9 protein-coding genes are annotated in these 11833 nt (G+C 70.5%); 6 read left to right on the plus strand and 3 right to left on the minus strand.

Translation table 11 applies throughout. The annotated features are described in order from the left end of the window. The first annotated feature begins 227 nt into the window (after window positions 1-227). From sdhC to ACIBM5_RS03180, 4 genes are read left to right on the plus strand one after another with little or no spacing between them, the layout of a single operon-like run. Window positions 228-608, plus strand: a complete 381-nt coding sequence (gene sdhC, locus ACIBM5_RS03165) for a succinate dehydrogenase, cytochrome b556 subunit (RefSeq protein WP_355542205.1) — start codon at window positions 228-230, stop codon at window positions 606-608. A 1-nt stretch (window position 609) separates the two neighbouring features. Next, window positions 610-1056, plus strand: coding sequence for a succinate dehydrogenase hydrophobic membrane anchor subunit (locus ACIBM5_RS03170; protein WP_391585291.1), 447 nt, complete (start codon window positions 610-612; stop codon window positions 1054-1056). A gap of 27 nt (window positions 1057-1083) precedes the next feature. Continuing rightward, window positions 1084-2841: a succinate dehydrogenase flavoprotein subunit gene (gene sdhA, locus ACIBM5_RS03175; protein WP_396005076.1), complete on the plus strand. Its 1758-nt coding sequence runs from the start codon at window positions 1084-1086 to the stop codon at window positions 2839-2841. After that, window positions 2838-3620, plus strand: a complete 783-nt coding sequence (locus tag ACIBM5_RS03180) for a succinate dehydrogenase iron-sulfur subunit (RefSeq protein WP_391585528.1) — start codon at window positions 2838-2840, stop codon at window positions 3618-3620. The genes sdhA and ACIBM5_RS03180 overlap by 4 nt, the downstream gene beginning before the upstream one ends. Window positions 3621-3677: 57 nt before the next feature. On the opposite strand, the gene ACIBM5_RS03185 is transcribed toward ACIBM5_RS03180, so the two are convergent. The 3 genes from ACIBM5_RS03185 to mfd all read right to left on the minus strand — a co-directional run bounded on the left by ACIBM5_RS03185 (window position 3678) and on the right by mfd (window position 9224). Then, complete coding sequence (locus ACIBM5_RS03185) at window positions 3678-4730, minus strand: MazG family protein (protein WP_391585293.1); 1053 nt, start codon at window positions 4728-4730, stop codon at window positions 3678-3680. A 21-nt stretch (window positions 4731-4751) separates the two neighbouring features. Next, entirely contained in the window at window positions 4752-5471 is a 720-nt protein-coding gene (locus tag ACIBM5_RS03190; RefSeq protein ID WP_396005077.1) for a SurA N-terminal domain-containing protein, read from the minus strand. 195 nt (window positions 5472-5666) lie between these two features. Then, window positions 5667-9224 (minus strand): transcription-repair coupling factor, encoded by a 3558-nt coding sequence (mfd, locus tag ACIBM5_RS03195; protein WP_391585295.1) that lies wholly within the window; start codon window positions 9222-9224, stop codon window positions 5667-5669. 264 nt (window positions 9225-9488) lie between these two features. Here mfd and ACIBM5_RS03200 point away from each other — a divergent pair, with 264 nt between their 5' ends. Next, complete coding sequence (locus ACIBM5_RS03200; protein WP_396005078.1) at window positions 9489-10955, plus strand: aldehyde dehydrogenase family protein; 1467 nt, start codon at window positions 9489-9491, stop codon at window positions 10953-10955. Window positions 10956-11156: 201 nt separating this feature from the next. Further along, window positions 11157-11786 (plus strand): hypothetical protein, encoded by a 630-nt coding sequence (locus ACIBM5_RS03205; RefSeq protein ID WP_396005079.1) that lies wholly within the window; start codon window positions 11157-11159, stop codon window positions 11784-11786. The last annotated feature ends 47 nt before the right edge of the window (window positions 11787-11833 follow it).

The following is an 11833-nucleotide window of genomic DNA, read 5'->3' on the forward strand; positions in this document are numbered from 1 at the left end:
CGTGACCCGTGACGCCCCGGTCACCCGGATGGTTCCCCCGCGCCATGCGGAATGGATCACATCGCGCGCCCTGCCACAAGGGGGCACCCGATCGGTGGCTACCATGGCCGGGGCCGGGCGACCGATACCCGGCCGGGCCGACCGACAACCAGAGGGTCCGACACGGAATGCGGACACCCTCCCAGCCGGCCGCGTCCCCCTTGTACCGCACCCGGAGGGTAGTTTCCGTGCCGGCTGGAACGCTCTACCGCGGCCGGGAAGGCATGTGGTCCTGGGTGGCTCATCGAGTCACCGGCGTCCTCATCTTCTTCTTCCTGTTCGCGCACGTCCTCGACACCGCACTCGTTCGCGTATCGCCCGAGGCGTACGACCAGACGATCGACATCTACAAGAACCCGTTCGTCAACCTGCTCGAGTACGGGCTCGTCGCGGCCATCCTGTTCCACGCACTCAATGGTCTGCGGATCATCGCGGTGGACTTCTGGGAGAAGGGCCCGCGCTACCAGAAGCAGATGCTCTGGACTGTCGTCGGCGTCTGGGTCGTGCTGATGGCCGGGAGTGCCTACCCGATCCTGCAGCACTCGATCAAGACCATCTTCGGGAGCTGAAGTGTCCGCCACCATCGAAAACGCGCCCAAGATCCACGGCGGCGGTCCGTCGATCGAGTCTCCGCGCAGCAAGCGTTCACCGCGTTCGACCAGGACCAACTTCGAGCTCTACAGCTGGCTGTTCATGCGGCTGTCGGGCGTCCTCCTGGTCGTCCTGGTCATCGGCCACCTGATCATTCAGCTCGTCCTGGACGGCGGTGTGTCCAAGATCGGCTTCGCGTTCGTCGCGGGCCGCTGGTCCTCGCCGTTCTGGCAGTCGTGGGACCTCATCATGCTGTGGCTCGCCGAGCTGCACGGTGTCAACGGTCTGCGCACGATCATCAACGACTACGCGGAGCGGGACCAGACCCGGTTCTGGCTCAAGGCGCTGCTCTACACGTCCGCGCTGATCGTGCTTTTCCTGGGGACCTTGGTGATCTTCACCTTCGACCCGAACATCGGCAGCTGACCAGTACCCGAGGACTGAACGAGCATCATGCAGACCCACAAGTACGACACCGTCATCGTCGGCGCGGGCGGCGCCGGCATGCGCGCGGCCCTGGAGTCGAGCAAGCGCAGCCGTACCGCCGTACTGACCAAGCTGTACCCCACGCGTTCGCACACCGGCGCCGCACAGGGTGGCATGTGTGCCGCCCTCGCGAACGTCGAGGAGGACAACTGGGAGTGGCACACGTTCGACACGGTCAAGGGTGGTGACTACCTCACCGACCAGGACGCCGCGGAGATCATGTGCAAGGAGGCGATCGACGCCGTCCTGGACCTGGAGAAGATGGGCCTCCCCTTCTCCCGGACCCCCGAGGGCCGGATCGACCAGCGCCGCTTCGGCGGGCACACCCGCGACCACGGCAAGGCGGCCGTGCGCCGCTCCTGCTACGCGGCGGACCGCACCGGCCACATGATCCTGCAGACGCTGTTCCAGAACTGCGTCAAGCAGAACGTCGAGTTCTACAACGAGTTCTACGTGCTCGACCTGCTCCTGGCCGAGGACGAGGCGGGCAACAAGACCACGTCGGGCGTCGTCGCCTACGAGCTGGCCACCGGCGAGATCCACGTCTTCCAGGCCAAGTCGGTGATCTTCGCGACCGGCGGCTTCGGCAAGGTCTTCAAGACCACCTCGAACGCGCACACCCTCACCGGCGACGGCATGGGCATCGCGTGGCGCCGGGGACTGCCGCTGGAGGACATGGAGTTCTACCAGTTCCACCCGACCGGTCTCGCGGGCCTGGGCATCCTGCTCACCGAGGGCGCCCGCGGCGAGGGCGGCATCCTGCGCAACGCGGACGGCGAGCGCTTCATGGAGCGCTACGCGCCCACCATCAAGGACCTCGCGCCGCGTGACATCGTCGCGCGCTCGATGGTCCTGGAGGTGCTCGAAGGCCGCGGCGCGGGTCCGAACAAGGACTACGTCTACCTCGACCTGACCCACCTGCCGGCGGAGCAGATCGAGGAGAAGCTGCCCGACATCACCGAGTTCGCCCGCACCTACCTGGGCGTCGAGCCGACCACCGAGCTGGTCCCGGTGTACCCCACCGCGCACTACGCGATGGGCGGCATCCCGACCAACGTCGAGGCCGAGGTGCTCGCGGACAACACCACGGTGGTGCCCGGTCTGTACGCGGCCGGCGAGGTCGCCTGCGTGTCCGTGCACGGCTCCAACCGGCTGGGCACCAACTCGCTGCTCGACATCAACGTGTTCGGCCGGCGGGCCGGCATCGCCGCCGCCGAGTACGCCACGTCGCACGACTTCGTCGAGCTGCCGGAGGCTCCGGCGGCCACCGTGATGGAGATGATCGAGCGGCTGCGCGACAGCGCCGGCACCGAGCGGGTCGGCACGATCCGCGCCGAGATGCAGGAGACGATGGACGCCAACGCCGGCGTCTACCGCACCGAGGAGACGCTCAAGCAGGCGCTCTCCGACATCAAGGGCCTGCAGAAGCGCTACCTGGACGTCTCCATCCAGGACAAGGGCAAGCGGTACAACACCGACCTGCTGGAGGCGATCGAGCTGGGCTTCCTGCTCGACCTCGCCGAGGTCCTGGTGGTCGGCGCGCAGAACCGCAAGGAGTCCCGCGGCGGGCACGCCCGCGAGGACTACCAGGCGCGCGACGACGAGAACTACATGAAGCACACGATGGCGTACCGCGAGGTCGACGCGAAGGGCGAGCACTCGATCCGCCTGGGCTACAAGCCGGTCGTGGTCACCCGCTACCAGCCGATGGAGCGTAAGTACTGATGACTGCCGTAGTGGAAGAGACCGCGCCCGGCAAGGGGCACGGAGCCACGGCCGCCGAGCGTGACCACACCCTGATCACGATCACGCTGCGGATCCGCCGGTTCGACCCGGAGACCGACGCGGAGCCGTACTGGCAGGACTTCAAGGTCGAGGCCGACCCGACCGAGCGCATCCTGACCGCGATGATGAAGATCAAGGCGGAGCAGGACGGTTCGCTGACCTTCCGGCGCTCGTGCGCGCACGGCATCTGCGGCTCGGACGCGATGCGGATCAACGGCCGCAACCGGCTGGCCTGCAAGACCCTGGTCAAGGACCTGGACATGGCCAAGCCGATCACGGTCGAGGCGATCAAGGGTCTGAAGCTGGAGAAGGACCTCGTCGTCGACATGGACCCGTTCATGCAGGCGTACAAGGACGTGATGCCGTTCCTGATCACGTCGGGCAACGAGCCGACGCGCGAGCGCCTGCAGTCGCCCGAGGACCGCGAGCGTTTCGACGACACCACCAAGTGCATCCTGTGCGCGGCGTGCACCACGTCGTGCCCGGTGTTCTGGAGTGACGGGCAGTACTTCGGCCCGGCCGCGATCGTCAACGCGCACCGGTTCATCTTCGACTCGCGGGACGAGGGCGCCGAGGAGCGCCTGGAGATCCTCAACGAGAAGGAGGGCGTGTGGCGCTGCCGCACGACCTTCAACTGCACCGAGGCGTGCCCGCGTGGCATCGAGGTCACCAAGGCGATCCAGGAGGTCAAGCGCGCGCTGATCTTCCGCCGCGTGTGATCGTTTGACGCGAGGAGGGCCCGGAACCGATCGGTTCCGGGCCCTCGTGCGTTTCGGCTATCGTCCTTCGACCTCGCGCACCCGGTCGCCGTGCCGCAGGGTCGCGGCGCGCAGCGCGGTCTCGGCGTCGACGCCCCGGCGGGCGGCCAGTTCGGTCACGGCGAGCAGCAGGTCGCCGATCGCCTCGGGGCCGACGTAGTCGTCGTCCTCGAAGGCCGTCGGCAGCGCGGGTGTGGGCACGGTCAGCCCCGCCTTGCGGGTGCGGGACAGGTGCTTCGCCGCCAGCGCCAGGGCCGGCTGGCTCATCGCGATGCCGTCCAGCGCCGAGGCCCGATCGCTCTTCTCCGCCGCCTTGAGCGTGTCCCAGTTCGCCTCGACCGCCTCGGGGGTGTCCGCCTCGACGTCGGCGAACACGTGCGGGTGGCGGCTGATCAGCTTGTCCACGATGCCGCCGGCCACGTCGTCGATCGAGAACGGGTCGGCCTCGTCCTCCTGGGCCACCCTGGCGTGGAAGAACACCTGCATCAGCACGTCGCCGAGTTCCTCGCGCAGGTGGTCCCGGTCCCCCGAGTCGATCGCGTCGACCAGCTCGTAGGTCTCCTCGACCAGGTACCGCGCGAGCGACTCGTGGGTCTGCTTCGCGTCCCACGGGCAACCACCCGGCGAGCGCAGCCGGTCCATCACCGCGACCAGGTCGAGCAGGCGCGCACCCGGCAGGTCCCACGCGCCGGGCAGCAGTTCGATCTCCGGGATCGGCTCGGCGTCCTCGCCGCCCGCGGCGACCTGTGCGAGTGCCGGACCCAGGCCCGGGTCGTCGTCGGTGGCCGCGAGCCAGACCACCAGCCCGGTCCGGGCCCGCTCCAGCAACCGGCGGGCGAGCGCGCGCGGGCCCGCGTCGAGGTCGACCGTCTCGACCTCGACGCCCGCCTCGCGCAGATACGGCAGCTGCGGATGGTCGGCGTCCGCGGTCAGCACGCACCCGGTCGGCGTACCGGCCGCCTCGCGCAGCGTGTGCCACGCGGGCCAGCTCAGCAGACCGGGTGCGACCCGATGGGTCCCGGCGAGCAGGACGAGGCGGGCGGGCGGCGCGGAAGCAGGCGAGTCACTCACCCGGCCAGCCTACGGTCCGGGTCAGGTGCCGCTCTCCGCGCCGGGCGGGACCTCCACGAGGCCGGGTGCGGCGGGCTGGGTGCCCGCGGCGAGCCACGAGTACGTGGCGGGCGTGGTGCTCAGCTTCGCCGAGTCCCAGGCGCCGTAGCGCGGGTTCACGGTGATCTTCATCGAGCTCGCCACGTCGCTCAGGTAGCCGTTCAGCTGGGCCTGGGCCTCGGCCGAGTCGAGCTGGATCCCCCGTGCCTTGGCGATCTCCCGCTTGAGCGCCTCGGTGCGTACGAATTCGTCCACCTCGCCGGGCAGCACCCCCGTCTGCAGCAGCCGGACCTGGAGCGCCTCCGGGCTGCCGAGCCTGGCCTCCAGCGCGCGCCGGGCCTGGAGCACCTGGGTCGCATTCAGCGCGACGTGGTTGCGCCGGGCCGCCTCGTCGACCACCCGACGCGAGATCAGCTGCACCAACTCGGCCTGGTTGGCCTCCAGTTGGGCGCTCGTACCGGCCAGCGACAGGTTGTTTCGGGTGAACGCCTGCTCGAGCTTGTCGACCTTGGCATTCAGGGTGGAGATCTCGATCCGGTCCCCGCCGACCGTGGCGGCGGCGCCGGCCTTGGAGTCCGAGCAGCCGGCGAGCGCGAAGCCGGTGACGAGCACCAGGCCCACCGCGGCCACCCGGGTCCGGGCCGCGGATCGCCGCCGGCGGTGCGCGGAATCGACAGGGACGGAACGCGACGTGCGACTCACACGAACTCCCGGGGCTCGATGGCGCTGTACGGCGGTACGACTGTCGGCCACGGCAGGCGTGCGACCCATGACCAACGATCAAAGATACGGGTGGGCACGCCCGAAGTCCGCATATTCGGCAAGATCATCCGGGCCGATCGGCGGACCGCCTCGGCTTTCCCGGGCCGGCGCACCACGCCGGCCCGGGAACCGCGGCTACTTCTTCGCCGCGCCGATCGGCTCCAGCAGGATCGCGTCCACCAGGTCGCGCGCCCAGGCCAGCAGCGCGACGTCGCGCAGCGGTTGGCCGCCGATCCGGGCGGTCATCGGCTTGGGCACCAGAATCTGGTGGGTGGCCGTCTTGACCAGGGTCTTCGGATAGAGCCGCTGGAGCCGCAACTGCTGCGACTCGCGCAGGTCGACCGGGCCGAACCGGACGAAGTTGCCCTGGAGGGTGACGTCGGCCAGGCCCGCGCCGCGCACGTGCGCGCGGAATCGGGCCACCTCCAGGAGGTTCTCCACCGGCTGCGGCAACGGCCCGTAGCGGTCCACCAGTTCGGCCCGCACCGCGTCGATGTCCGATTCGCAGGTGATCGCCGCGATCCGCCGGTACGCCTCCAGGCGCAGCCGTTCGCCGGGCACGTAGTCGTGCGGGACGTGCGCGTCGATGGGCAGCTCGACCCGGATCTCCGAGATCTCCTCGGCGCCCTCGCCGCCCGCCGCGAGCTCCTTGTACTGGTTGACCGCCTCCCCGACCATCCGCACGTACAGGTCGAATCCGACGCCCGCGATGTGCCCGGACTGCTCGCCGCCGAGCAGGTTGCCCGCGCCGCGGATCTCCAGGTCCTTCATCGCCACGAACATGCCCGCGCCCATCTCGGTGTGCTGGGCGATGGTGGCGAGCCGCTCGTGCGCGGTCTCGGTCAGCGGCTTCTCCGGCGGATACAGGAAGTACGCGTACGCGCGTTCGCGCCCGCGGCCGACCCGGCCGCGCAGCTGGTGCAGCTGGGACAGGCCGAAGTTGTCGGCCCGCTCGACGATCAGCGTGTTCGCGTTGGAGATGTCGATCCCGGACTCGACGATCGTGGTGCAGACCAGGACGTCGAACTCCTTCTCCCAGAAGTCCACGACCACCTGTTCGAGCGCGTTCTCGTGCATCTGTCCGTGCGCGATCGCCACCCGGGCCTCGGGCACCAGCTCACGGATCCGCGCGGCCGCGCGGTCGATCGACTCGACCCGGTTGTGGATGTAGAAGACCTGACCCTCGCGCAGCAGCTCGCGCCGGATCGCGGCGCCCATCTGCTTCTCCTCGTACGGTCCGACGAAGGTCAGCACCGGGTGCCGCTCCTCGGGCGGCGTGGTGATCGTGGACATCTCGCGGATGCCGGTGACCGCCATCTCCAGGGTGCGCGGGATCGGCGTCGCGGACATGGTCAGCACGTCCACGTTCGCACGCAGCTTCTTCAGCTGCTCCTTGTGTTCGACGCCGAAGCGCTGTTCCTCGTCGACGATGACCAGGCCCAGGTCCTTGAACTTCGTCTCGGCCGAGAACAGCCGGTGGGTGCCGATCACGATGTCGATCGAACCCTCGCGCAGGCCCTCCAGGACCGCCTTGGCCTCGGTCTCGGTCTGGAACCGGGACAGCGACTTCACCACGACCGGGAACTGCGCGTAGCGCTCGGAGAACGTGGAGAAGTGCTGCTGGACGAGCAGCGTGGTGGGCACCAGGACGGCCACCTGCTTGCCGTCCTGCACCGCCTTGAAGGCCGCGCGCACGGCGATCTCGGTCTTGCCGTAGCCGACGTCGCCGCAGATCAGCCGGTCCATCGGGATCGGCTTCTCCATGTCGCCCTTGACCTCCTCGATCGAGGAGAGCTGGTCGGGCGTCTCGATGTAGGGGAAGGCGTCCTCCAGCTCGCGCTGCCACGGGGTGTCCGGTCCGAACGCGTGTCCGGGCGCGGCCATCCGGGCCGAGTAGAGCTTGATCAGGTCGCCGGCGATCTCCTTGATCGCCTTCTTCGCCTTGGCCTTGGTCTTGGCCCAGTCGGCGCCGCCGAGCCGGTGCAGCGACGGGCTCTCGCCGCCGACGTACTTGGTCACCTGTTCGAGCTGGTCGGTGGGCACGAACAGGCGGTCGCCGGGTTGGCCGCGCTTGGCCGGCGCGTACTCCAGGACCAGGTACTCGCGCTGCGCGCCCTGCACGGTGCGCTGGAGCATCTCGACGTAGCGGCCCACGCCGTGCGACTCGTGCACGACGAAGTCGCCGGGCTTGAGCTGGAGCGGGTCGACCATGTTGCGCCGCCGGCTGGGCAGTCGGCGCATGTCCTTGGTGGAGGTGCGCTGGCCGGAGACGTCCTCCTCGGTGAGCACGAGGGTGCGCAGCGGCTCGGAGCTGAAGCCGTGGCCGATGCAGCCCGTGGTCACGTGCACGATGCCGGTGTCCGGCACCTGCGCCAGGTCTGCGTCCAGCCGGGCAGCGACCCCCTCACCGGACAACGTCTCGACGAATCGTGCGGCCGGGCCGTGGCCCTCGGTGACCAGCACCACCCGCCAGTCCTCGGCGAGCCGGCCCTTGATCTCGGCCAGCACCCGCTGCGCGTCGCCGCGGTAGGCCTCGGCCTCGACCGCGCCGATCCCGGTGCCCGTGTCGTCGGCGTCAGCGCTGAACGGGCTGAGCGACCACCACGGCACGCCGATCTCGGCGGCGTGCTCGCGTACGTCCGCCAGGCTCCACAGGGATGCGGCGCCCAGGTCGATCGGGCTCTCCCCGCCGCCCGCCGCGGCTGCCCAGGAGGCGTCCAGGAACTCGCGGCTGGTCGCCACCAGGTCCGCCGAGCGGGTGCGCACCCGCTCCGGGTCGCAGACCAGCACGTGGCTTCCGGCCGGCAGCACGTCCAGGAGCAGCTCCATGTCGTCGACCAGGGCCGGCGCGAGCGACTCCATGCCCTCGACGGCGATGCCCTCGGCGATCCGGCCGAGCATCTCGACCAGCCCGGGGTGCTCCACGAGCAGCTCGCGGGCCCGCTCGCGCACCTGGTCGGTGAGCAGCAGTTCGCGGCAGGGCGGTGCCCACAGGCCGTGCTCGGCGGTCTCCAGGGAACGCTGGTCGGCGACCTTGAACCAGCGGATCTCCTCGACCTGGTCGCCCCAGAACTCGACCCGGAGCGGGTGCTCCTCGGTCGGCGGGAAGACGTCCAGGATCCCGCCGCGCACCGCGAACTCGCCGCGCTTCTCCACCAGGTCGACCCGGGAGTAGGCGGCGGCGGCGAGCTGTTCGACGACGGTGTCCAGGGCGATGTCCTGCCCGGCGGTCAGCGCCACCGGCTCCAGGTCGCCGAGCCCCTTGACCTGGGGTTGGAGCACGCTGCGAATCGGGGCGACGACGACCTTGAGGGTGCCGGTGCCGGAGTCGGCGAGGCCGCCCGAGGTCGGGTGCGCGAGTCTGCGCAGCACCGCGAGTCGACGCCCGACGGTGTCCGAGCGCGGGGAGAGCCGCTCGTGCGGCAGCGTCTCCCACGAGGGGTACTCCACGACGGAGTCCTCGGGCAGCAGCGACCCGAGCGCGGCCACCAGGTCCTCGCATTCGCGGGTGGTGGCGGTGACCGCGAGCACCGGCCGGTCCGCGCGGGCCGCGATGGCGGCCACCACGAACGGGCGCAGTGCCGGTGGTCCGACGAGGTCGAGGGCGGTACCGCGGCCCTCGGACGCGGCCCGCACCGCCTCGGCGACGGCGGGGTCCTGGACGACGATGTCTAGCAGACCGGTCAGACTCATGGGCCGGTTGGATCCTCCGCAACGCGAACGGCCCCGACCTTGGAAAAGGACCGGGGTTCCCCGACAACCCTACGCCCGAAGGGGTCGGTGTCGCCCGTGATGACAACGTGTGACTGTGACCAGTACCGCCCACCTCTCCCTCTTGGCAATGCGACTGTTAGGGGGTCCAATGGCCTGCGAAGAGGAATCTGACGGGTCGTCGGATTTCCGGCGGACCGTCGGGAGTCCGGGGCAGCGGCTGGACCAGGGGAGACGACGGACACGATGAGCAGCGCGCAGCAGAAGCTCTACATCGGCGGCGAATGGGTCGAGCCGGAGCGCGGTCACTACGAAGTGATCAACCCGGCGACCGAGGAGGTCGTGGGCCTGGCGCCCGAGGCGTCGGTGGAGCAGGCGAACGCGGCCACGGCGGCGGCGGCGGAGGCGTTCGGCACCTGGTCGCGGACCACGCCCGAGGAGCGCGCCGGCATCCTGGACCGGGCCGCGGACCTGTTCCTGAAGATGGGCGGCGAGGTGGTCCCGCTCGCCTCCGCCGAGACCGGCGCGACCCTGGCGGTCGCGGGCATGATGCAGCTGGGCACCACGTACTCGCGCTTCAAGCGCTACGCCAAGGGCGCGCTGGAGCCGACCGAGTTCGCCCTCAACCCGCAGGCGACCCCGGAGACCGTGCTGAGCCGGGCGGGCATCTTCGGTGCGCAGGAGATCCGCCAGCCGGTCGGCGTGGTCACCTGCATCACGTCGTACAACAACCCGCTCGCGAACAGCGCGGGCAAGGTCGCGCCGGCCCTGGCGATGGGCAACACGGTCGTGGTCAAGCCCGCGCCGCAGGACCCGCTGGCGGTGTACCGGATGGCCGAGGCGCTGGCCGAGGCCGGGCTGCCCGCCGGCGTGCTGAACATCATCACCGGCTCGGGCGTGGACGTCTCCGAGGCGACGGTGGCCTCGCCGCACGTGGACATGATCAGCTTCACCGGTTCGACCCTGATCGGCTCGCGGATCGCCGAGGTCGCGGGCCGCACGTTCAAGCGCCAGCTGATGGAGCTCGGCGGCAAGGGCGCGTGCATCGTGCTCGACGACGCGGACCTGGACGCGGCCGTGCACGGCATCGGCACGGTGTGGAGCTTCTACGCGGGCCAGATCTGCACCGCGCCGACCCGGGTGATCGCCCAGCGCGGCATCTACGACCGGTTGGTGGAGCGACTCGCGGAGCACGCGCGCGGCCTGAAGGTGGGCAGCCCGCTGGACCCGGCGACGCAGGTCACCCCGGTCATCTCGGCGGTGCAGCGCGGCCGGGTGGAGGCGCTGATCGCCAAGGGCCGCGAGGAGGGCGCCCGGCTGGTGGTCGGCGGCGAGCGTCCCGACTTCGAGAAGGGCTTCTACGTCGCGCCCACGCTGTTCGCGGACGCGACCAACGAGATGACCATCGCGCGCGAGGAGTTCTTCGGCCCCGTGGTCACGGTGATCCCGTTCGACGGGGACGAGGAGGAGGCGATCCGGCTCGCCAACGACTCGGACTACGGCCTGCTCTCCTACGTGTTCGCGGGCGACAGCACGCGCGCCTACGGCATCGCCCGCCGGCTGCGCTCGGGCGGTGTCGGGGTGAACACCGTGGGACGCAACATGGAGGCGGCGTTCGGCGGCTTCAAGCAGTCCGGCGTCGGCCGGGACGGCGGCTCGTACGGGCTGGCCGCCTACAGCGAGATCCAGAGCATCGTCTGGGCCGGCGCCTGACCGAACCGGTCCGGGCTTGCGCCCGACCGGCTCGTCCACGACCGCGGACGGCCCCGGGATCCTTCCCCGGGGCCGTTCGCATGTTCGGATCCGGGACGCCTCGGGTTCGCCGGTTTCCCGCATGGGAGTGCGGTTGTGCCCATAGCCTGATGGGCGGTCCGCGGCGCTCGGCCGCGGGCTCGTCAGGGGGGATCACGCACGATGGCACAACCGCAACGCCTGGTCCGGGCCTGGTCGGTGCGCGCGGCAGCCGCGCGCACCCAGGTGGAAGCCGGGGCGCGGGCGCGACGATGGTTGTGGTTTCGCGAGGCGTTCCCGGACATCGAGCGGCTGCGGGTGGTGGACCTGGGCGGCTCGGCCGAGTTCTGGTGGCACGCCCCGGTGCGGCCCGCGCACGTGCGCGTGGTCGAGGCCGCGGGCCGATCCGCCGGGTCGGCCTCGTGGTTGGTCCATGAGGCGGCCGATCCGCTGGAGTGGTCCGGGAGTTGCGACCTGGTGGTGTGCGACGGGCTGCTCGATCGGCTGGCCGCGCCGGCCGCCCGGGCCCGGCTGGCCGATGTCGTGCACGCCTGCGCGGAGCGCTACTGGCTGCGCACCGCCGCCCGGGAGCATCCGCTGGATCCGCAGACCTCGTTGCCCGCGCTGCATCTGATGCCCGGTCACCTGCGGTCGCGGATCGGCGGATCGGCGCCTCGGGTGTTCCCGGCCCGGCGTACCGAACTGGTCTCGCGCTTTCCCGGAGCGGTGGTGCGCGGCGAACGCGTGGCCGGGCTCGTGTCGTCGTGGGTGGTGGCCAAGCCGCGTGCCGATCACGTGCCCGGCCGCCCCTGACGTTGCATCACCAGCCGCTCGGGGGTGGGCGGTTGCGCGAGGAGGGG

Source organism: Embleya sp. NPDC050493 (assembly GCF_044458105.1).
Taxonomy (GTDB): domain Bacteria; phylum Actinomycetota; class Actinomycetes; order Streptomycetales; family Streptomycetaceae; genus Embleya.

Bases quoted from the DNA above. Each gene is read 5' to 3' on its own strand.
- ACIBM5_RS03205 (WP_396005079.1), top strand. From the start codon at position 11,157: ATGGCACAACCGCAACGCCTGGTCCGGGCCTGGTCGGTGCGCGCGGCA.
- mfd (WP_391585295.1), bottom strand. From the start codon at position 9,224: ATGAGTCTGACCGGTCTGCTAGACATCGTCGTCCAGGACCCCGCCGTC.
- ACIBM5_RS03200 (WP_396005078.1), top strand. From the start codon at position 9,489: ATGAGCAGCGCGCAGCAGAAGCTCTACATCGGCGGCGAATGGGTCGAG.
- sdhA (WP_396005076.1), top strand. From the start codon at position 1,084: ATGCAGACCCACAAGTACGACACCGTCATCGTCGGCGCGGGCGGCGCC.